The 21,486-nt window shown below is 39.6% G+C and carries 17 protein-coding genes and 1 pseudogene; 9 read left to right on the top strand and 9 right to left on the bottom strand.

What is annotated here, in order from left to right; all coding sequences use genetic code 11:
- Position 1: 1 nt before the first annotated feature.
- The 5 genes and pseudogenes from RU86_RS00695 to RU86_RS11970 all read left to right on the top strand — a co-directional run bounded on the left by RU86_RS00695 (position 2) and on the right by RU86_RS11970 (position 3,241).
- Entirely contained in the window at positions 2–244 is a 243-nt protein-coding gene (locus RU86_RS00695) for a helix-turn-helix domain-containing protein (RefSeq protein ID WP_096813561.1), read from the top strand.
- A gap of 199 nt (positions 245–443) precedes the next feature.
- Positions 444–1,277, top strand: a complete 834-nt coding sequence (locus RU86_RS00690; RefSeq protein WP_096813560.1) for an alpha/beta hydrolase — start codon at positions 444–446, stop codon at positions 1,275–1,277.
- A gap of 309 nt (positions 1,278–1,586) precedes the next feature.
- The gene (locus RU86_RS00685) at positions 1,587–2,732 is read left to right on the top strand and encodes a hypothetical protein (RefSeq protein ID WP_096813559.1); all 1,146 of its coding nucleotides are present in this window, start codon (positions 1,587–1,589) and stop codon (positions 2,730–2,732) included.
- Between the two features lie 227 nt (positions 2,733–2,959).
- A pseudogene (locus RU86_RS12445) lies at positions 2,960–3,100 on the top strand (MoaF C-terminal domain-containing protein); the annotation flags it as partial.
- 3 nt (positions 3,101–3,103) lie between these two features.
- Positions 3,104–3,241 carry a hypothetical protein gene (locus tag RU86_RS11970; RefSeq protein WP_179296159.1) on the top strand — a complete coding sequence of 46 codons (138 nt, stop codon included), beginning with the start codon at positions 3,104–3,106 and terminating at the stop codon, positions 3,239–3,241.
- 66 nt (positions 3,242–3,307) lie between these two features.
- Here the strand turns inward: RU86_RS11970 and RU86_RS00675 are convergent, their stop codons facing one another.
- On the bottom strand, positions 3,308–4,996 hold the full coding sequence (locus tag RU86_RS00675; protein ID WP_342743755.1) for a MutS-related protein: 1,689 nt from the start codon (positions 4,994–4,996) through the stop codon (positions 3,308–3,310).
- A gap of 307 nt (positions 4,997–5,303) precedes the next feature.
- Between RU86_RS00675 and RU86_RS00670 the strand changes: the two genes are divergently transcribed.
- Complete coding sequence (locus RU86_RS00670; protein ID WP_096813557.1) at positions 5,304–6,233, top strand: FAD:protein FMN transferase; 930 nt, start codon at positions 5,304–5,306, stop codon at positions 6,231–6,233.
- On the opposite strand, the gene RU86_RS00665 is transcribed toward RU86_RS00670, so the two are convergent.
- Positions 6,225–7,151 carry a LysR family transcriptional regulator gene (locus RU86_RS00665; RefSeq protein ID WP_096813556.1) on the bottom strand — a complete coding sequence of 309 codons (927 nt, stop codon included), beginning with the start codon at positions 7,149–7,151 and terminating at the stop codon, positions 6,225–6,227. The two genes, RU86_RS00670 and RU86_RS00665, sit on opposite strands and share 9 nt — an antisense overlap.
- Positions 7,152–7,300: 149 nt before the next feature.
- Here RU86_RS00665 and RU86_RS00660 point away from each other — a divergent pair, with 149 nt between their 5' ends.
- A complete protein-coding gene (locus RU86_RS00660; protein WP_096813555.1) occupies positions 7,301–7,924 on the top strand; it encodes an NADPH-dependent FMN reductase in 624 nt (207 codons plus the stop codon).
- On the top strand, positions 7,921–10,347 hold the full coding sequence (locus RU86_RS00655; protein WP_096813554.1) for a flavocytochrome c: 2,427 nt from the start codon (positions 7,921–7,923) through the stop codon (positions 10,345–10,347). Before RU86_RS00660 ends, RU86_RS00655 begins: the two co-directional genes overlap by 4 nt.
- Positions 10,348–10,467: 120 nt before the next feature.
- On the opposite strand, the gene RU86_RS00650 is transcribed toward RU86_RS00655, so the two are convergent.
- From RU86_RS00650 to uxaC, 6 genes are all read right to left on the bottom strand, one after another.
- Complete coding sequence (locus tag RU86_RS00650; RefSeq protein ID WP_096813553.1) at positions 10,468–11,652, bottom strand: ROK family protein; 1,185 nt, start codon at positions 11,650–11,652, stop codon at positions 10,468–10,470.
- A gap of 138 nt (positions 11,653–11,790) precedes the next feature.
- Positions 11,791–12,792 (bottom strand): sugar kinase, encoded by a 1,002-nt coding sequence (locus tag RU86_RS00645; RefSeq protein WP_096813552.1) that lies wholly within the window; start codon positions 12,790–12,792, stop codon positions 11,791–11,793.
- A 14-nt stretch (positions 12,793–12,806) separates the two neighbouring features.
- The gene (locus RU86_RS00640) at positions 12,807–13,454 is read right to left on the bottom strand and encodes a bifunctional 4-hydroxy-2-oxoglutarate aldolase/2-dehydro-3-deoxy-phosphogluconate aldolase (RefSeq protein WP_096813612.1); all 648 of its coding nucleotides are present in this window, start codon (positions 13,452–13,454) and stop codon (positions 12,807–12,809) included.
- An 11-nt stretch (positions 13,455–13,465) separates the two neighbouring features.
- On the bottom strand, positions 13,466–14,542 hold the full coding sequence (uxuA, locus tag RU86_RS00635) for a mannonate dehydratase (RefSeq protein ID WP_096813611.1): 1,077 nt from the start codon (positions 14,540–14,542) through the stop codon (positions 13,466–13,468).
- A gap of 19 nt (positions 14,543–14,561) precedes the next feature.
- Positions 14,562–16,211, bottom strand: a complete 1,650-nt coding sequence (locus tag RU86_RS00630) for a mannitol dehydrogenase family protein (protein ID WP_096813551.1) — start codon at positions 16,209–16,211, stop codon at positions 14,562–14,564.
- 15 nt (positions 16,212–16,226) lie between these two features.
- Positions 16,227–17,651: a glucuronate isomerase gene (uxaC, locus tag RU86_RS00625; protein WP_096813550.1), complete on the bottom strand. Its 1,425-nt coding sequence runs from the start codon at positions 17,649–17,651 to the stop codon at positions 16,227–16,229.
- Positions 17,652–18,115: 464 nt separating this feature from the next.
- Between uxaC and RU86_RS00620 the strand changes: the two genes are divergently transcribed.
- The gene (locus tag RU86_RS00620) at positions 18,116–19,306 is read left to right on the top strand and encodes an ROK family protein (protein WP_096813549.1); all 1,191 of its coding nucleotides are present in this window, start codon (positions 18,116–18,118) and stop codon (positions 19,304–19,306) included.
- Positions 19,307–19,382: 76 nt separating this feature from the next.
- On the opposite strand, the gene RU86_RS00615 is transcribed toward RU86_RS00620, so the two are convergent.
- Positions 19,383–21,479, bottom strand: a complete 2,097-nt coding sequence (locus tag RU86_RS00615) for a glycoside hydrolase family 3 C-terminal domain-containing protein (RefSeq protein WP_096813548.1) — start codon at positions 21,477–21,479, stop codon at positions 19,383–19,385.
- Positions 21,480–21,486: the final 7 nt, after the last annotated feature.

Here is a 21,486-nt window from a genome sequence, read left to right as displayed (position 1 = left end):
TATGAGTATTGTGATAAGATTGGCTCGTGTCATGGCAGATAGAAAAATATCTTTAAATCATCTTTCAAAAAAAGTTGGGATAACAACGATTAATTTATCAAAGTTGAAAAATGAAAGAGTCAGTGCGGTTAGATTCTCTATGCTAGATACCATCTGTAAAGCACTTGACTGTCAACCTGCTAATCTATTAGCCTACCAAAAGATAATTAAGCAAAAACTGTTAACAATAAAAAGCGAGTGTTAACAGCTTTTGTCTTTACCTCTTGAAACAATCAGATATGACATGCTATTTGACAAATGTGCAACTAAAAATTAGCGAGATGCCTTTACCGATAACTAACCTGGTGCATGATATAATAAAACTAGCATAGCCTATGAAAATTGCATAGAAAAATTTTTCTTCTTCTACTGCACCTCGTCATCTAGACTAGAATGTCATATAAATGAAAAAAATAATCACCGTTTTGGCACTTATTATACTCGTCACTTTAGGTTTTTTCTTATTAAAGACAAGACAGAAAATAGTGCCACTTAAAGCAAATCAAACTTACCATGCCCCAACCTTATTTGTACATGGCTATGGTGGTAACTATGGATCAGAAAAAAATATGATCGCAGCACTTAGTCAGCATTCGGAGTTTAAGCAGGTGCTAAAGTATACGATTGCGCCTGATGGGAAACTGACGACTAGTGGTACTTGGGATCCTGACATCAAGTATCCCATCATTGCCATTGTATTTAAAGATGGTAAACCAGACGATACCCAGTTAAATCAAGTACTCATCAACTTAAAAAAAGACTATAAGATAAGCAGTTTTAATGCTGTGGGCCATTCTGCTGGTGCGAATGCTTGGGTAAATTGGGCCGTGACTGCTGACAAGGATAAAACGCCTGAGTTAGCAAGGCTGGTAACACTCGCTGGTCCTTTTAATGGGTTTAGGGGAATGGGTGGCCAACATGATGGTAAGCCCCTAACGCTCGACAAAGGTGGCAAGCCAAGTTTTATGGTTGATTTCTATCAAGCCATGTACGATAATCGCGCCTATTTTCCCGAGAATACACGTATCTTAAATCTATTTGGTGATATAGGAGATGGCTCTGATGGGGTCGTGCCTATCAATTCCTCACGCTCCTTAAGCTACCTCGTTGAGAACAAGGTTAAATCTTACACAGAGAAAAAAATCACTAACAATAAAGCACAACACAGCAAATTACATCAACGCAACCCACTAGTTGATCAGTATCTCTATGACTTTCTAACAGGAGACTTACAGTAATGCTCTGCTGTTAGCATAATGCCCTCACCTTTAGTGAGACAAACTACTTAATACAAATATAGGTTATCAGGTTTTATGCTGATAACCTATATTTGTATTAAGCTACATATCATCAATTAATGTAATTTTTTTGCCATTTTTATATAATTTTACTGATTATCGTGCATCAGCGTGATATAATAATTATATCTTTGTACTATTCTCATAGTATCCTACTCACAGATTCAGGAGTGAGTCAGGGGGCAAGAATACTTATCTGTAATTACCTATTTCTTATACCTATATATCAAGAATCTAAGGAGTTTTACCATGAAAAAATTAATCTTCATAAGCTTTAGCTTATTATGCTTAGCAATACTTGCTTCTTGTGGCAAGAATGCAACAACTCAAACAAGTGCTGATTATAATATTAGCTCATTTGAAACTGCACTTGACAATGGTGAAGATTTAACAGATAAGACTGTCGTTTTCAACGTTGAAAAAACGAGTCATAATATCCTATCTGGTAACTATAGTTTATTAGCAGGTAATGATAATAATCTAGCTTTTAAATCTAAAAAAGATCCTAAAGTTGCTAAAAATGATATCGTGATAATTAAAGTCAAAAGTACTTCGGGAACATCAGGAAAATATAACATTTCATATACTGATTTAAGTGAAATTAAAAAAATGGACGATGTAAGTATAGTGCATAAAAAAATGGATCAAAAAAAATTAGCATTAAATATCACTGATGACCAGGTCGCAGATGAAGATGGAAAAGTTAAAATTAAAGGTAGTACATCTTTACCAAATACCCAAGTAACTATCGGAATGGGAATTATAGGAGATTCAACAACTTCGGATTCAAAAGGTGACTTCATACTCTCATATGACATGCTCAATAGTCTAAAAACAGACAGTATTAAAGTAACTGCATCAATAGGCGATAAAAAAGTTACCAAAACAATCACCTTAAAACAAAATCAAAAAATTATTGAATCATACGAAGCCAGTGGTGCTAGTGCTGCTAGTCAAGAAAAAGAAAGTAAGGCTGCAACCACAACATCTGCTACACAAGAAAAAAAAAAACCTACTCCCCCTGCCATACAAATTACATTTGCTGAGCTGATGGATAAATTTAATAGTAACCAACTGGCAGAAGGAGAAATATACACTTTCAATGCAGGAGTAATAGCAAAATCCGGAAAAAATTACCCTGATCACTGGAGCGACAAAATAAATAATCATTTTGTACGATTGTGTGATCCTAACAATATTTCTTCAACTATACCTGTTTACGCTGAATCAATAGATGTATCACATGCACTTACTTCTGGAACTGTTATACCATCTTTCACTGCAAAATTAGTTAATGTCAAAGCGTATGGAGATGAAATTGGTTATGGTCTATCCTTTTTAATCACATCAATCAATGGAAAAGAATTGGATACATCTGGTTTTAAAACAAAGTAAATTAACGACTATTAATTCGGATAGTTACTAGCATATCCTCTTTAGAATAGTCCACATGATTTATTCAGAGTATCAATAAGTGTTGAGCCTATTTTAAAGGGCTCAACACTTTTTTCTTTATAAATCTGATTAACTATTATTGTCAAATATCGATATTTTATGGACTGTAAGTATCATCTTGTAATAGTGTTCACTCCTAGCTACTACCATCAGTCAACTTATTTACTTGGGCCTGTTTCTCAGGTAACGAAGCAGGATTAGCAGATACTGACTATGCGACCTTCTTAAAACTAGGTGATGATTTATATGTCATTATTTGGATTGAAAAAGTATTACATGTCATCTCAACGATTCTACTGGACTTTTAACAAATGAGAAGTTCAGGTGCAATGGCTTCATCTGCTGCTAAAGATTATGCTAGTGATATTTTAATGGTTCCTTCGGGCGCTGTCATCGAAAAAATAAAGGCACCTAATTTGATCGATTTAAAGCCCGCAAAATTAAGCTAAACTGATTCAAATCTAGCAATAAAAAATAGGCCCTCCATCAAATTGATGGGGCCTATTTTGTGACTTTTAGTTACTTGCTACTATTGTCTCTTGTTCTAATACTTGCCATTTTCTAGTCTTATCAAAGTTTTCAGCCATGGTACTCGCGTTTGCTACTACCGCCTCTGGATAATGTAAGACCTCTAATAAAGCGATGGCATTTCTTGTTTTAGCTGGTCCCACTTGACACCGATAGTCAAAGGTGACACCATTTGATTCAGTGATTTTTTCTTCAAAATGGATATTGTCACAATCATGCGCTAAAATTTCAGTCAATTCGATATCATGTGTTGCCACCATACTTAACACTTCTTGATAGTTAGCCAACCAATGAACCAAACTACTAGACGCAGAAATCCGCTCGATCGTATTCGTTCCCTTTAAAATTTCATCAACAAAACAAAGGCAAGGTATCTGGTTTGACACTAAGTCCAGAATCCGTTTGACAGATTTTATTTCAGCTATAAAATAACTGTCCCCTTCAAAAATGTTGTCTTCGATAGCCATTGATGTCACGACATGTGCTCTAGGCAGACTAAAAGCTGTCGCATAAACCCGATTGATGGCATTCGCCAGGATACAGTTAATCGCCAGTGCCTTCACATAGGATGATTTACCAGAGGCATTTGATCCCGTGACAAGCATATGCTTTTGCCAATTGACAGGATTAGCGACAGCATCTTCCAAAAGGGGATGGGTCATGTCAGTAGCTGATACCTTAAAATCGCTTGTAAAAACGGGCTGACAGATGGGGGTATCAGTTGCTACCTGTAAATTTAAAATGGCCAGTGCAACTTCAAGTTCGCCAAGCAATTCCCAGACTTTTTTGGCTTCCTGATCATGGTGCATAATTTTTGATATGACCAAATTATAGGCGATAAAGGGTAACATCACTACCGCATTCAAATAGTCAAAAAACACTTCTCCTTCTGACCCAGTTTTAACCCGAAAAGATAAGCCAACTCTTGAAATGGCTTGAATCGGTCTAAGATTATCGACTAAGGCAGTTTGAAATGGCGTCTGGATTTTAGCAACTTTTTTGGCGACTGCGATTGTCTGTACTAAATAACTCATACTATTTAGCTCGGTTTCTAAAGCAACCTTCTTAAACTGATAGTAACAAATATTAAAGACCAGAGACCCAATCAGCAGCAATACCCCAAGAACAGGTTGGAAAATCGCCAAGATCAATGACACGATGGGTAGGCAAGCACAAGCCAGATAAAAGGTTAAATTTGGTAGTTTTTGCGACTTGGTCTCAGATAGGTACTGGGCCACAAAATTATGATCTCTCTTTCCTAAGCAGGCGAAGTGATATCGCACCTGATCACGTCTATCTGGATGTGCCTCAAAAAAAAGAATGAGTTTTTCTAGGCGCGCATTATCCTCTGAAGAGAGATTATAGTGTCGTAGTCTCTGATAAAGTGCTTCAGAGCCAATACTAGACTGGGTACTATTCAGGTTTTGGAAAACACTAAATAAATCTAAATCATACCAGGTTAACTCATCGACTTGGGCATCAAATGCTGTATATTTCTGTGCCATCTGCCAAGCCTCTTTTAAACTTGCTTCGCTGTCTTTTCTAGTTCGTCTGGCAGGTCTTCCCCAGTTTCGACGGACTTCCCGTCTAAGTTTTAAACGTTCAACACAAGTTATCAAGCTTGTGATGATAAAAAGTAGGCCTAAAATACCTAAGAAAATCCATACATTTGTCATACTCATCTACTTCCTGCTCTATACTTAGCCATATCATGGCGATTATTTTACGCTTGCTTGTTAAAGTTCAACTCAGTAAGGAAATCGCTATTACCTAAATTATAGCTCAAAACTGGTCTCTAAGTCCACGGTTTACTGTGACTATGGGCTATTTGGACGAGATGCTTAAGGCTATCAGAAAAATACGAATCTATTTTACATAGGTAAACTAAGTTCTTTTCCTAATGCAACAAGTTTAGCATCTGTTACTGAAAAAAATGTGTTAAAATGAGACTATCAAAATCGGAGACATGATAAGGAAGCAAAAATGTTCACAGAAAAAAGTAGCAACCTGATGGGGACTGTCATCAGGTGTGGTGTTGCGCATCCACAACACGAGGCATTGTTAGATGAAGCATTTAACAGATTAAGGGAGTATGAACATATATTTAGTGCAAATGATCCTAGCTCACACTTAATGCAGATTAATCGACAAGCAGGTAGACAAGCAGTCAAGGTGCCGCAAGACTTGTTCGACCTCATCAAAATCGGTAAGAGGGAAAGCCTCAAAGCAGAGGGTTTGCTAAATATTGCGATTGGTCCCTTAATCAAACTCTGGCATGTTGGCTTTAAAGACGCGCAGCAGCCTAGTCAGGATAGCATTAATCGCACCTTACCCTTTGTAGATCCTAACAACATCATCTTAGATGAGGAACAGCAGACGATCTTTTTGAAGGAAAAGGGAATGGAGATTGATTTAGGCGCCCTAGCCAAAGGTTATTTCGCTGATCAAATCATGGCCTATTTTAAAAGTGAGCAGGCAAGTGCTGGCTTTATCGACTTAGGTGGCAATGTTCTGACTTTTGGTAAGTCGCCTAGAGAAACGTCTGATGCATGGCACATTGGCATTCAAAATCCTGCTCTCCCGAGAGGCAACAATGTCCTTGTCTTAAAAATAAACGACCTATCCGTCGTGACGAGTGGCATCTATGAACGTAACTTAAAACGTGATGGGCATATTTTCCATCATATATTTGATAGTAAAACAGGGTATCCTGTCGTAAATGACCTAGCAAGCTTAACCATCATCTCAAAACAATCATTAGATGGGGAAATATGGACAACTCAGCTTTTTGGTAAACCAGCCGCTACTATCATCAAACAAGTCAACCAGATTGAGGGTATCGAAGCGATTGTCATCACAAAAGATAATCAGATGGCTGCTAGTCAAAACGCGATGAAAAATCAGTTACCCTAGTTTAGCGCTGGCCTTTTCAAAATAAGTAAGGAATTCTTGATCGATTGGATCGAGAATTTTTTTTGTATCATAGCTAATAAAATAGTCTAAGGACAGCAAGGATAGTGGCAGTTTGTAGATGTTAAATGCCTGATGCTGATCAACCACTTTGATACTTTCAGCAAACAAGGTTACCCCTGCATTTTCTCTAGAGAGATTAATCGCCGTATAAATGTTATTGGTCTCTAAGACAATATTAGGCTGTATCTTATATTTTTGCAGGAGATAATCCACTTGTCTGCGAATCGCTGACCCTCTCTTAGTCAAAATTAAGGGTTCCTTTAAAAGCGTTTTGAGCGGGATAGCCTGGTCTGGTATGCGATAGTGACCTGGTTGATAAAGCGTAGAACATTTGGGAATCAAGGCAAAATAACCATGGTTGCCAAAATGTATCTTTTTAAGATTCGGGGAAATGGTTTCAGGATTTTGACCGATGAAAAAATCAATCTGCCCATTTAGAATTTTTGCTTCATTTATTTCAGGCAATGCTTCATGCAACTCTATTTTGACATCTGGAAAGGTCCGCATAAATTCTGGTAAAAATAAGGGCAGTAAAAATGAGCCTAGACTGGATAAAATACCGATATGTATGACTTTTTTATCCGGATTGGTATATTGGAACAGCTGTTGCCGAAACTTTTCCTTTCTATTTTCAGCAGTCATTAAATACTGATGATAGACCTTTCCTGCTGCTGTCAGTTGCAATGGGGTAACATCTCGATTAATGATTTTTGCCCCCAGTTCAATTTCAATCCGTTTGATTGTTTGTGTCAGATGTGGCTGTGAGACATATAAATCCTTGGCCGCCTTGGTAAAGTTACCATGTTTTAACAAGATATCCAAGTAATGTAAGGTTTGTTGAGAATAAAGTTGTGCCATGCTATGCTCCTTTTTACTTATTATAACAAAATTGTTATAACCCGATAACCATAAAACTATTTTACATTTTCAACGGATAGGATTAAACTTAAGTTAGTTAAGTCACAAACTTTGAAAGCGAATTCAAAGTTACTCAGAAAGGGAAACTCATGAACCTAATCGGAATCGTCGGCACCAATGCAGACAGCTCAACCAATCGCAAGCTGCTCCAATTTATGAAGCAACACTTTGCCCCATCAGCAACAATTACAATTTGTGAAATTGCTGATATCCCTGCTTTTAATGAGCCAGATGACAAAACAGCGCCACTTGAAGTCAAATTGTTATCTGAGAAAATCACTGCTTCTGACGGTGTTATCATCGCAACGCCAGAATACGATCACTCCATCCCTGCTGCCTTGAAGAGCGTGCTTGAGTGGCTGTCGTATACAACACGCCCTTTAATCGAAAAACCAGTCATGATTGTTGGTGCCTCACACGGTTCACTTGGCACCTCTCGCGCACAAACTCATCTGCGTCAGATTCTAGATGCACCTGAGCTGAAAGCGCGAATTTTACCAGGATCAGAATTTTTCTTAGGCAGATCTCTTGAAGCCTTTGATGAGACGCCTACCTTGCTTAATCAAGATAAGGTAGTTGAACTAGAGGGAGATTTCGCTGAATTCTTATCATTTGCAGACATGACAAATGAGATTAGCAAAAAAAATCCTGAGCAGGCAGCAAGTAAACGAAAATTTGCTTGGGAAAACGTAAATGGAGGTGTGGCAAAATGAAATTTATCGGACTTGTAGGCACAAATGCCAAAGCATCATACAATCGCTTGTTATTAACTTTTATGAAAGATCACTTTAGTGAGCAAGCAGAAATAGAGATTCTCGAAATTAAAGATGTGCCCATGTTTAACGAATCAAAAGATGCCTCTTATTCCCCTCTCATTCAAGCATTTAATCAAAAAATAACGGATGCTGATGGTGTGATCATCGCAACGCCAGAATACAATCATTCCATCCCCTCTAGTTTAAAGAGTTTACTTGAATGGTTATCGTTTAATTTACATCCACTTGACGGGAAACCAGTGATGATCGTCGGGGCTTCACTAGATGTCCAAGGCTCATCACGCGCGCAATTACATTTGCGTCAAATTCTAGATGCGCCCGGCGTTAATGCAGCAGTCATGCCTGGTTATGAATTTCTACTTGGACAGGCAAATCTTGCCTTTGATGCAGCTGGTCAATTAAAAGTTGAAGGGACCATTAATTTCCTTGAAAGCTGCTTCTTACGATTCATGAGGTTCACTAAAGTCGCTAATCTGTTAAATGTGCCTGAGGATCTTGTTTTTGAACCCGGTGACTATGCGGTAACGACTGTCGGTCATAACGGTGACCTGCCGATGGTTGTCACATTTACTGAAGATAGTATTAAAACAATCGACATCGATACGTCTGGTGAATCACAGGGGATAGCTGACGTTGTCTTTACTAGAATGCCAACACAAATCATTGAAGGACAAACCCTAAATGTGGATATTATTTCTGGTGCATCAGTAACAAGTAATGGGGTGCTTGATGGTGTCGCAAAAGCGGTTAAACTAGCTGGTGCTAATCCTGATACGCTTAGAAAACGCGCAAAAGCGGCAAGCGCACAATATCATGGCGACGAAACATATGAGACTGATGTTGTCGTTGTTGGGGCGGGTGGCGCTGGATTAGCTGCTGCTGCTACTATTTTGCAGTCAGGTAAAAAAGTCATCGTCGTTGAAAAATTCCCAGCCGTAGGTGGAAATACGGTCAGAACTGGCGGCCCTATGAATGCGGCTGATCCTACTTGGCAAAATACATTTGCGGCTAATCTTGGAGAGAGCCATACCCTACAAGAAATGGCAGCTATCGATGAAAGTCTAATAGACCCTGAATATTTAGCAGATTTTAAATCTTTTAAGGCCCAAGTCACAGCCTACCTGAATGATATCGAGGGGACACAGGGGTACTTGTTTGATTCAGCTATTTTCCATAGATTACAAACCTATCTGGGAGGCAAACGGACTGACCAACTCGGCAATGTGATTTATGGTCAATATGATCTGGTCAAAATCCTGACAGACCGTGCTTTAGAATCTGTTAAATGGCTAGAAGAGATTGGCGTTGCATTTGATCCAGATGAAGTGTCAATGCCAGTTGGTGCCCTTTGGCGCCGTGGTCATAAACCACTTAAAAGTGAAGGCTATGCTTTTGTTTCAGCGCTACAAACCTTTGTTGAAGCAAATGGGGGGGAAATCATTACGGATACCCCAGTAGAAAGCCTCATCATCAAAGATGGGCAAGTCAGCGGGATTGAAGGCACTGGTTTAGCTGGTGGGAAAGTCACTGTTCATGCCAAAGCTGTCATCTTAACAACAGGCGGATTCGGTGCCAATACTAAGATGCTGAAAGCCTATAATACCTACTGGACTGAAATTGCCGATGACATCAAAACCTCTAATTCTCCAGCAATTACAGGTGATGGTATTGTACTCGGACAAAGTGCTGGAGCTGATTTAACTGGCATGGGATTTTCTCAAATGATGCCCGTCTCTGATCCTGAGACTGGTGCCTTATTTAGTGGTCTTCAAGTCCCACCACAAAACTTCGTCATGGTCAACCAATCAGGTAAACGGTTTGTCAATGAATATGGCAGTCGTGACCAGTTAACCCAAGCTGCGATTGATAATGGGTCATTGTTCTACTTGATTGCTGATGAAAACATCAAAAATACAGCCTATAATACCAGTCAGGAAAAAATAGATCGTCAAGTTGCAAACGGGACACTATTTAAAGCGGATTCTCTTGAAGCGCTAGCCGAAAAATTAGCAATTGATCCCACTGTATTCGTCACAACAATCAACAACTATAACAGTTATGTTGATAAGGGAGAAGATCCAGAATTTGGCAAGGATGTGTTTGACTTGAAAGTTGAGCGGGCACCATTTTACGCAACACCAAGAAAACCAGCCGTGCATCATACAATGGGTGGCTTGAAAATTGATACAAAAACGCATGTCTTAGATGCATCTAGCCAAATCATTCCAGGTCTTTACGCTGCAGGTGAGGTAGCAGGTGGTATCCATGCCGGTAACCGCCTAGGTGGTAACTCTCTAACAGACATCTTCACATTTGGTCGTATCGCAGGCAAAACTGCGATTGCAGATAAGGTTGACTAAATAGAGAATTAGAGGCAACCGTATCGGATAGACTTATCATACGAAAAAAATACGACAGATCAAATTGTCGTATTTTTTCTATTTCACTTGAATAGGTTAAGGACTCACTTCTACCTAATTCTATAAAGAAAATGTTAGCACATAATCGGATAAGCCTAATATTTTACGTGAAATCAAGGCGACACCGCCTAGCATCGACGCATCATGGACAGAAGAATCTGAAATAATCAAGTCAGGCTTATGGACACTGTCAAGCTCGTCAACAATCGTCAAGGTAGCTTGTGTGATTTCTGGAAAATTATCAAAAATTCTTGAGGAGATAAAAATCGCTTGTGGTGCGTAAAGTTGATTGAGATTATAGATGAACGTTGCAATCGCAATCTGCCACTCTGCCATCAAGGGCATGACGCTACTATCTTTTTCTCTTAGTAGGTCAAGAAATGCTTTACGTGATAGATGAGGAATCTGTTTATTGGCTGCAACGCGACTAATAATCGCATTTTCTGAATACAAATCTTCTAGTCTCGGTAATGGTTCTCCCGCAGTCAGACTTGACTTGGGATCAAACATAATCGTCCGCCCTACTTCTCCTGCCAGACCATTCACACCCCTAAAAATTTGCCCGTTACAGATAATACCTACGCCAATCCCATTATGGATATTGAGTGAAATAAAGTCTTGATACTCAATCGTCTCATCATACACATGGTAATCTCGATAAAAAATAGCAGCAAGGTTTGCTTCATTTTCCATGATAACTGGTACATCTGTCAATTTTTCTAATTCCCCAACTAAGTCGAAGGCATCAAAATCAAAGAAAGGACTGTAAATAATTTGATTATTAAAGACAGGGGCATGTACAGCGATAGCGATACCAACCAAGCCATTGATTGTATCAGGAATCGCTATCGTATCGATGATTTTCTTCATCTCCTCAAAGACTGGCCCAACTTGCTTTGACTTAATGGCGATTGCCCCATCACGAATCGTTTCGCCACTCAAATGGTTGAGGGTATATCTCAAATGTCTAACCCCAAAATCAAAAGCTAAGACATAGCCGTATTGCCGATTAAAGCGGATCATACTCGGTTTTCTACCACCAACGTTTGACGATTCGCCAATACCCAGTTCTTGAACAAACCCTTCAGCTTCCAAATCTAAAAAAATAGAAGAGACTGTTGACTTTTGTAGGCCAACTAGTTTAGAAATTGAGCTTCGAGATGTTTTATCGGCATTAAATAGCGTTTGTAGGACTAGCTTACGATTATTTTCTCGAACAACATCAAGATTTGCTTTTTTTGCCATTTCACTCACCCCTAGTTCAGTATGTCATGCGCTTCATCTATTCATTAGATTAACTTAACTTTAACATCTGTTCTCTCTTTTTTTTATTATACCAATATATGTTAGTTGGGTCAACGAACTTTTGTAAGCAAGATTAGCTTAACGCTTGATGTCTCCAGACCCTTGCTTTTGAAACCTTAGTACTTCTCTTTCAGTAAACAGGTTACGGTCCCCTTCGATTGTGTGCTTGAGGACACATGCCGCTGTCCCAAATGTGATGATTTCCTGTGCATCCCACCCCTTTAAAATACCATGTAAGATACCAGCTGAAAAAGCATCCCCACTACCAACACGGTCAATGATCGGGCTGATGTGATATGCTTGAGACATGCTCAAGTGTCCATCCCTATAAATAAACCCTTGTAAGTCATTTTCTGAAGCCGATCTGACTTGACGCTTGGTCGAATAAATGACAGCAAGATTCGGATAGGTCGCTACCATTTTCTGATAGCAAGTTAGCAAGTCAACTGATATCGCTTTGTCATCAAATAAGGCTAGAATGTATCTGGCATCCAGCTCACCTGCCGAACAATAGTCAACTAGTGGTAATAACTCCCGAATAACCAGACCTGCAGCTGCTTGTGTCCAAAGTTTGCCTCGATAGTTGATATCCAAACTGATTTTACACCCTGCTAGCCTGGCTTTTTGAATGAGTTGTTTGGTCAAAACTTGCCAGTCCTCAGATAAGGCTGGGGTAATCCCTGAGATATGAAACAAGTCAATCCCTGTAAACAGCGTGGCATCTTGCCATATATCATTTGAGATTTGAGAAAAACTTGAGTATGCACGGTCATATATGACCTGACTCCCGCGCTGACTGACACCTGTCTCTAGATAATAAGTCCCTAAACGTTCGCCACCAAATAGCAAATAATCCGTATGCACCCCATAATACTGTAAGTGTTGTTTGACTCCTAGACCTAATAGGTTATCTGGCACCAGACTGGCAAAGTAGGCGTCATGACCAAAATTTGCTAAAGAAATGGCGACGTTAGCTTCACCACCTCCATAATGGCAGCTCAAAGATGACGTATTTGATAGACGTTGCCCGCTTGCTGATGACAAACGTAACATGATTTCCCCTAAGGTTAATATTTTCATCGCTTACCCACTTTTTATTTCTGAGAAATTTCAGCATATTTTTCAGCATATTGTTTTGCCATCGCTGTGACACCAGCATAATCGCCACTAGCTGCTGGGGCTAGCAGATTACCACCCGCACCGACAGCGATCACGCCCGCTTTAAACCAGTCTGCCATATTTGCTACGGACACCCCACCTGTTGGCATGATGTTAAGTTGTGGCAATGGGGCTTTAAAACTTGAGATAATACTAGGATCGTAGACATTACCTGGGAAAAGTTTGATGATGTCTACCCCTGCCTTAAGTGCAGTTTTCATTTCAGTAATCGTCATACATCCCGGTAGATAAGGAATTTGATAGAGATTACAGATTTCAGCAGTTTCTATGTCAAATGTTGGGCTGACAATGAATGTTGCACCAGACATGATTGCTAGCCTTGCAGTTATGGCATCCAGGACTGTCCCAGCACCAATCACAATGCCGGCATGATCTTGATATGCTGCACGCAACTCTGAAATCGCTTGACTAGCATCGGGTACTGTATAGGTTATCTCAAGACCAACAATCCCACCTAAAACAAGGGCATTTGCGGCCTTTACTGCCGCCTCTTTTGAGTCACCCCGAACAACAGCAATCACACCAGCCGATGCAATCTGATTTAAAATAACTTGTTTTTTCATGATACACCTCATCAAACATGTCTCTTTTCTAATGCTTCCCACAGGCCTGTCAAGTACATAGCACCAAGGGCTCTATCATAGAGCCCATATCCTGGACGACCTGTTTCTCCCCAAATCATGCGCCCATGATCCGGTCGAATATACCCATCAAATCCATTATCGTATAAGGCTGCCATGACCTCAAATAAATCATGTGAGCCATAGGGACTATAGTGGGCAGATTCATAGCAGTCACGCCCCCCAGCCTCTATAAATTTGACATTTCTAACGTGGGCAAAAGGAATCCGATCTCGTTTAGCAAACTCTGCCACGATCGCCACAAGATCATTATCAGGATCTTCACCGATAGAGCCTGTACACATGGTAATCCCATTATAGGGTGAATCAACTGCCTCACAAATATAGGCTAGATCATCACGGTTCTTAACGATGCGCGGCAAGCCAAAAATAGAATAGGGTGGGTCATCTGGGTGGATAGCCATTTTAATATCAACTGCCTCACAAACCGGGATAATTTGCTGTAGAAAATAGGTGAGATTGTTTCTCAGGTCTGCTTCTGTTACATCTTGATATTGGGCGATCAGTTTTGTGATATCTACTAAACGTTCTGGTTCCCATCCTGGTAGGGCTAGCCCTTCGTTTTGTGACATGACATCATCAGCAACTTCTTGCGGCGTTTTTTGGACACCTTCTAGGAAGAATGCCATGGTTGTCGACCCATCTGCTAGTGGATAGGCCATTTCCGTTTTCATCCAATCAAAGACTGGCATAAAATTATAGCAGATCACTTTAATGCCAATTTTTGCCAGACGGCGAATCGTCTCTTTATAATTCTCTATGTATCTATCACGTGAAGGCAAGCCCAACTTAATGTCCTCATGAATATTTACTGATTCGATTACTTCTAAGGTTAACCCTGCTTGTTCAACATCTGTTTTAAGTGCTAAAATTTTATCTTCTGGCCAAACCTCGCCTACTGGGACATCAAACAAACTACCGACGATCCCTGTCATACCAGGGACTTGTCGAATGTAGTCAATCTTAACTGGATCATCTTGTTTACCATACCAACGCATCGTCATTTTCATCTTATTTCTCTCTTCTTTATTATTTTTCAATCACCTTAGCATGAGATGCTAAGGTCTCTTTCAGCGCACGTCTTACACTACCAGGACCTTTTATCAGTTGGGCAAAAAATCCTGATATTTTATCAGATAGGCCAATCTCGACCAGATCAACACCAAAAATGCGTTTGTTACTTAAAATCGGTGCTAGCACAGGCCACATATCTACTTGATCACCCAAGGCCACACTTGATAGCTGTGATTGGAGTTCATCAAGCAAGGGATCAGAACTGACCACAAATGGCCGACCTTGATCATCAACCGCTAGTAAATAGCGACACCATGCAGCAATTGTTAAGGGAATGAAGGTTAATGCCTGCACCTCTTTATCAGGTGCTAAGACATATGCTTTTAGCGTTTCACCAAAGCGTATCCCAATCTTTTGAGAGGTGTCAGCAGCAATTCTTTGCGGTGTATCAGGAATATTTGGATTAGCAAAGCGTTGATAAATGACCTCATTCATAAAGGTAACCGGGTCAATAATGCCTGGATTTTCTACCACAGGCAAGCCTTCAACAAACCCTATTTGTTCAATCAAACTTAATAAATCCTTGTCATTGACTTCCTTGTAGATGCGATCAAAGCCAAGTAAACACCCGAAAATAGCAAGCGTTGTGTGTAAGGGATTCAAGCACGTACATACTTTCATCAAGTCTGCCTTATTGATCGTATCACGGTTACTTAGTAACACCCCACTAGCCTTGTCAAGCGCTGGCCGACCATTTGGAAAGTCATCTTCTATTGCCAGATAGTGGACTGCTTCTGTATTGACAAAAGCTGATAAGCGCATGCCTTGTGTGGTCGAGATAAATGGCAGCATGTCGTCAATCCCTGCGTCAGCTAGCTCCTCCCCAATCTCCTGATTCGGCTGTGGCGTAATGCGATCAATCATCGATAAGGGGAAACTAACTTTATCTCCTAGACTGACATACTCAATAAAGGCTTGTGTCACATAACCTGCTATCAGCCAGCTGTCAGCAATTTCAAGGATCGCAGCCTTCAATCTATCCCCATTATGGGAAAAATTATCAGTCGATACGACAGCCAGCGGGGCAGCGCCACCTATAAATCGCTCATATAAAAGGCAAGCTAACTGAGACATAGTATGTTGCATATTTTCAAACTTGACGACTGCTTGCGTATCAGCAGCAACTTTTGGTAATAATTTACCGGATGAGTCCTTGATGATATAGCCTTTTTCGGTAATGGTTATCGTGACCAACTTTAGACTGGGATTTTGGAAGACTGTTCGTAATCTCGCCACATCAGCTGGCCGACTGGCGTGCGCAAACAAGCTCTCAGCAGTCGATGCAACCAACTCTCTATCAAATGTCCCATCTGCTTTCATCACCACAGTCAAGGACCGATTATCAAATCTGTGATAAAGGTCGTCAATCATATCCTTACCAAAAGTTTCCACAAGCACAATACCTGCCGTCATATCCCCACTATTTAGCAACTCTTGTGCGACTTGCGCGTGAAAACAGCGATATAAGTTACCACCACCAAAATGAACCCACTCCGGATTGTCTAGCGTATTTTGTCGTACAAGGGAGGTATCATATTTTGGTATCGTGATTGCTTGTTGTGCAAACAGCTCGCTATGCGTTAGATAGTTATCTGTCAGTTTCATTAGGTAGCTCCTCTTCTATTTGTCTGATTCACTTAGGGAGTTGAACTTAAAATAGGACTTGGCATTGTTGTAACAAATATCTACTATCATTTGACTTAGTAATGCCATATCATCCGGATAAAAGCCATGTGACACTTTATCTGCAACATAATTGACAAAAATACGACGGAAATAATCATGACGTGAATAGCTAAGAAAACTTCTGGAATCTGTTAGCATCCCGACAAAGTTCATCAGAAGGCCGTTATCGGCTAGACTTTCCATTTGACCAATCATCCCTCTATAGGTGTCATTAAACCACCAACCTGCACCAAATTGTACGCGACTCTTGATGCCATCATCATTCAGCTGAAAATTACCACAGGTTGTTACAATCATATCGTTTTGACTTGGATCAGTGTTATAAAGAATCGTTCTTGGTAGCTCATTTGTTTGATCAAGCTTATCTAGTAACTTGTTTAATTGTAGCGAGAGATCAGCTTGATCATAAATACTGTCACCACCACTATCAGCACCCGCTACAGTATATAATCGTGTATTGGTACCACGAACAGCACCAAAATGAAGTTGCATAACCCAATCATATCGCTTATAAAGCCTACCTAGAGCGACCATAATCTGACCTTGCCATTTAGCAAGCTCTACCGTATCAAGTGGTGCTTTTCTCATCGCTTTTTCAAAAATAAGATCTAGCTCATCAGGAGTAGCAGCTTCATATCGCACAGCTGTAAAACCATGATCACTAACACTACCACCATTTTCTGTAAAATATAGCAATCGAGTTTCTAAAAAGTTAACCAGATCTAAAAATCCCGTCACTTTACTGCCTCTAAAATCAGATATTTTTTGTATATAATCACTAAACTCAGGTTTCTCAATCCCAATCACTGGATCAGGACGAAAACTTGGTGCAACTTTGCAAGGGAAATTTGAAGCCGCAAGCTGTTGATGATACCTTAAGTCACTTAACATATCATCAGTCGTCCCAATATATTTGACATTAGCAGCTAAAATCAAAGACTGCGCTGTGACCTCATGTTCACTCAGATAATGATTACACGACTTAAATATCCGCTCAGCACTTGATGTACTAAGCAACTCTGTGATACCAAAATAGTGCTTCAATTCTAGGTGTGTCCAATGATAAAGCGGGTTGCCTAAAGAACGTTCAATGGTCTGTGCCCAAGCATAGAATTTTTCCCACTCACTCGCATCCCCTGTAATCTTTGTTTCAGGTATCCCACAAGCTCGCATTGCACGCCATTTATAATGATCACCAGCTAACCAAAGTTCCGTAATAGAAGTGAATCGAACATTTTCAGAAATTTGCTTAGGATCTAAATGACAGTGGTAATCAATAATTGGCGCATTTTCTGCAAAATTATGAAATAATGATTTTGCTAATGCACTTTCTAGTAAAAAATTTTTGTCAATAAACATACTACCTCCATTTATACATATCTAGTTAGTTTTATAATACATCATTATCATACTTACCAACTATAAAAGTCTAACAATCAATAAAAACAACATCTCATGCCTCATTCCACCTTATAAACATTAATACAAGTTGACATTTCATAATAATATAATATCACTTTTCGATAGTTAGTAATTAAAACTAACTAACTTACGATAATTATATTGTAATCGTTTTCAACTTTTTTTGCAAGGCTTTATTTATCTTTTTTTATGTAAGATTTAAATACGCCTATTTCTTTCATATTAAGGGAATTCTCTATACTCAATATTTAAAAGGGCAAAAAATAAAATCAAAAAACAATTAATCGCACAATAGAAACTAATAGTTTCCCTTTAAGCTAGTTTTTGCTATAATATAAGGAAAGTCTGGATTAATAACTGGGTCATATAGTCAGTCAAATCCAAAAGAAAGCGTGCAACATATGAAAACAGATCAATTTAAAGTTCGGGAGCAAAATGTATCTATTGTCTTACAAGAAATTATTAAGTCAAATGGCATTTCACGTATCCAACTTTCTAAAATTACCGGTTTAAATAAGACATCAATTACAGCAATTACCGCTAATTTACTTGATCGCAAGATAATTTTTGAGAAAGGAACCGGAGAAGGGGGGATAAGTGGCGGCAGAAAACCAATCATGATTTACTTTAATGAAAAAGCAGGTACTTCTCTTCTCTTAGACATCGATGCCGGTTATCTAAAATTCACAGCTAGTTACCTCAACCAACAAATTATCTCCCAAAGCAAACAAACAGATGTCAACACAACAAAAGATAATGTCATCGAAACAATTACGCAACTGATTGATCAAAACATAAATAAACTACCAGAGACTGATCTTGGTGTCATCGGCTTAACTATTGCTATTCACGGTTCAGTTGATCACAAGAAAATCACATTTACCCCTCGATCAAATATTGACCAAATCGATCTTTTCCATATCCTTCAAGATAAGTATGATTTTGACATTCATATCGAAAATGAGGCTATCTTATCAACTTTTGGCGAATATTCCTTTACGTCACATAGCAATTATCTCATCAACTTCAGTTTAGGAAATGGGATTCGAGCAGGTATTATTCAAAATGGTGTTCTTGAAAAAGGACGTAGTGGTAATGCTGGTGAAGTCGGTCATACGATAATCAAAAAAGATGGTCTACGTTGTATTTGTGGAAATTCTGGCTGTTTAGAACAATATACAAGCCTATCAGCAATTTACCGTCAATTTAGTCAAATCAAAAATATGAACTTTGTAAATATGATTATTATTCGAGAATATTTTAGAAATGATGATCCTGAAACACTTGACTTTATCAAAGAAATTGTTGATATGTTGTCTATTTCTATTAATACTCTTGTCATGATGTTTGATCCAGAAATCATCACACTAAATGGCGACTTATTTAAGGAGCTGCCTGAAATTAGCGAGATGATCAAAACAAATTTAAAAAGTACTTTTGCAAAGAAATTAATCCTTCGTAACTCTTTTCTTCATGATCGTGCTGCAATCTTTGGCGCATTAGCTTTAAATGTGCAACACTACTTTGATATACCAAATCTCAAATACAATCGGGACTATATACAAGAAGTACAAGCATCAAATACCTATTAAAAAAATGGAGACAACGATCTCCATTTTTTTAATACAGCTTTAAGAATAGGCTTATTTTTCATATAGTAAGAGAACTCTAGTCCTTAACAAATACTTCAGCTAACGCAACTTCTACTACTGAACTTTCTAAATTAGGTTGGCCAAAATCAATTGACACTATGGCTGTTGATCCATCAACAACCCACTCTCCTTGTGTGTTAACAACTTTAAAACTATCGCTTTTTAGTTGAATCGTTACTTGCACGTCCTCAGCTTTCGGCAAAAAAACTCGCTCAAAAGCAATTAATTTATGATTTTTCGGTGCAAATTCGGAATCAATTTTAGCATAAACTTGAAGCACTTCTTCACACGCATAATCGCCCATATTTGACAGCGTTATCGTCAAAGCCAAGTCCTCAAGCATGACTGACTTAACGACTGACTGACCATAAGTTAAGCCATAACCAAATGGATAGAGTACCTCAAGCTGCGTATTTTGATAGGTCCGCTCGCTCATACTATAGTCAGAAAAATCGGGTAAACCGACTGTATCTCTATAAAATGTAACTGGTAGTTTGCCACTTGGACTGGTGTCGCCAAATAAAATATTAGCAAGCGCCCTACCGCCATGACTGCCTGGATACCAAGCATGGATTATCGCCTTAACATTTGGGTGACCCTCTAAGCCATCCAAACTCAAAGCACTACCCGCGGTCAATACAACGATGACAGGCTTACCAGTTGCCAAAACTTTTTCTAGCAATCTTTTTTGTTGACCTGGCAATGACAGGCTTGCTTTATCACCCGATCCATAGATATTGCCCGAATCACCTTGTTCCCCTTCAATCGTTGGATCCAATCCAAGACAAAGCAAGGCGATATCAGCATGGGCTGCCGCAATAACTGCCTCACTCTCGCGCTCATTAGCACGTGACAAACTACTTTCGGCATGATCAGCATAAAGATGACAACCTAAGGCGTAAGTGACACGCACATCTTCAGATAAGACTTGTCGAATCCCCGCATCAAAGGTCACGTATTGATTCGCTGTTCCTGCATAGTTCCCTGCTAAAGCGCCGATATTTCTGACGGTCGGTCCGATAACAGCGACTGAGCTAATCCTGGCTTTCTCTAATGGTAAGAAGTGGTCATTTTTCAGCAATACCATCGATTTTTCTGCAGCTTCTAAGGACAGCGCTTCATGCGCCTTAGACGCATTGGCTTCATAAGGAATCTGATCATCATCATTATCAGCCGCAAACATACCTAACCTGACACGTGTTGTGTAGAGTTTCACGACAGATGCCGCGATTTCGTCCTCGGTGACTAAGCCCTTACCAACTGCTTCAAATAAGGCATCCGAAATTTTCCCCGCACAAAGATTAGTGCCAACTTTCATGGCTAGCGCCATCGTTTCGGCAGCAGTTTTTGTATAATGGTGGTTCTCGTGGACATCTTCTAGTGCCATATAGTCACTAACGACATGGCCTTCAAAGCCCCATTTATCAAGCAAAATCTCTTTTATCAACTGCTCATTAACACAAGCCGGCTGACCATTGACCGCATTATATGCCCCCATGAAAGCTTCTACATCAGCTTCTTTAATGGCGGCTTCAAACTGGGGTAAGTAGAATTCACTTAAATCTTTTGGGTTGACGACCGCATCAAAATAATGCCGTTCTTCCTCTGGTCCACTATGTACAGCAAAATGTTTGGCACAGGCTGCCAGACGCAAATACTTACCATCTCCTTGCAAGCCTTTGATGAAAGCGACACCTATCTGCGCAGTTAAGTAGGGATCTTCACCATAAGTTTCTTGTCCTCTTCCCCAACGTGGATCTCGAAAGAGATTGATATTTGGCGACCAGAACGTCAAGCCCTTATAAATATCTCGGTCCCCATATTCTGAGTAAGTGTTATATTTCGCTCGTCCTTCAACAGATATCGCCTCAGCTACTACTCGGACCAAGGACTTGTCAAAAGTCGCAGCAAGCCCAATAGCCTGGGGGAAAACAGTTGCAACACCCGCCCTAGCAACACCATGAAGCGCCTCATTCCAATAATTATAGTGGGGAATGCCTAAGCGCTCAATAGCTGATGCATCGAAATCAATTTGACTGATTTTCTCTGCTAGACTCATCTGTGAGACGATTTCAATCGCTTGCTTTCGAGCTTCCTGATGGGTGATTGTCATTTCTACA

Source organism: Pseudolactococcus piscium (assembly GCF_002441695.1).
In the GTDB taxonomy this organism is placed as follows: Bacteria; Bacillota; Bacilli; order Lactobacillales; family Streptococcaceae; genus Pseudolactococcus; species Pseudolactococcus piscium.
The sequence above is the reverse complement of the archived record's forward strand: the minus strand, read 5'-3'. Positions and strand labels throughout refer to the sequence as shown.

Excerpts from the sequence above, each read along its gene's own strand:
- RU86_RS11970 (WP_179296159.1), top strand. The coding sequence starts at position 3,104 with ATGAGAAGTTCAGGTGCAATGGCTTCATCTGCTGCTAAAGATTATGCT.
- uxaC (WP_096813550.1), bottom strand. The coding sequence starts at position 17,651 with ATGTTTATTGACAAAAATTTTTTACTAGAAAGTGCATTAGCAAAATCA.
- RU86_RS00665 (WP_096813556.1), bottom strand. The coding sequence starts at position 7,151 with ATGGCACAACTTTATTCTCAACAAACCTTACATTACTTGGATATCTTG.
- RU86_RS00650 (WP_096813553.1), bottom strand. The coding sequence starts at position 11,652 with ATGGCAAAAAAAGCAAATCTTGATGTTGTTCGAGAAAATAATCGTAAG.
- uxuA (WP_096813611.1), bottom strand. The coding sequence starts at position 14,542 with ATGAAAATGACGATGCGTTGGTATGGTAAACAAGATGATCCAGTTAAG.
- RU86_RS00670 (WP_096813557.1), top strand. The coding sequence starts at position 5,304 with ATGTTCACAGAAAAAAGTAGCAACCTGATGGGGACTGTCATCAGGTGT.
- RU86_RS00695 (WP_096813561.1), top strand. The coding sequence starts at position 2 with ATGAGTATTGTGATAAGATTGGCTCGTGTCATGGCAGATAGAAAAATA.
- RU86_RS00630 (WP_096813551.1), bottom strand. The coding sequence starts at position 16,211 with ATGAAACTGACAGATAACTATCTAACGCATAGCGAGCTGTTTGCACAA.
- RU86_RS00615 (WP_096813548.1), bottom strand. The coding sequence starts at position 21,479 with ATGACAATCACCCATCAGGAAGCTCGAAAGCAAGCGATTGAAATCGTC.
- RU86_RS00645 (WP_096813552.1), bottom strand. The coding sequence starts at position 12,792 with ATGAAAATATTAACCTTAGGGGAAATCATGTTACGTTTGTCATCAGCA.
- RU86_RS00660 (WP_096813555.1), top strand. The coding sequence starts at position 7,301 with ATGAACCTAATCGGAATCGTCGGCACCAATGCAGACAGCTCAACCAAT.
- RU86_RS00690 (WP_096813560.1), top strand. The coding sequence starts at position 444 with ATGAAAAAAATAATCACCGTTTTGGCACTTATTATACTCGTCACTTTA.
- RU86_RS00620 (WP_096813549.1), top strand. The coding sequence starts at position 18,116 with ATGAAAACAGATCAATTTAAAGTTCGGGAGCAAAATGTATCTATTGTC.
- RU86_RS00685 (WP_096813559.1), top strand. The coding sequence starts at position 1,587 with ATGAAAAAATTAATCTTCATAAGCTTTAGCTTATTATGCTTAGCAATA.
- RU86_RS00675 (WP_342743755.1), bottom strand. The coding sequence starts at position 4,996 with ATGACAAATGTATGGATTTTCTTAGGTATTTTAGGCCTACTTTTTATC.
- RU86_RS00640 (WP_096813612.1), bottom strand. The coding sequence starts at position 13,454 with ATGAAAAAACAAGTTATTTTAAATCAGATTGCATCGGCTGGTGTGATT.
- RU86_RS00655 (WP_096813554.1), top strand. The coding sequence starts at position 7,921 with ATGAAATTTATCGGACTTGTAGGCACAAATGCCAAAGCATCATACAAT.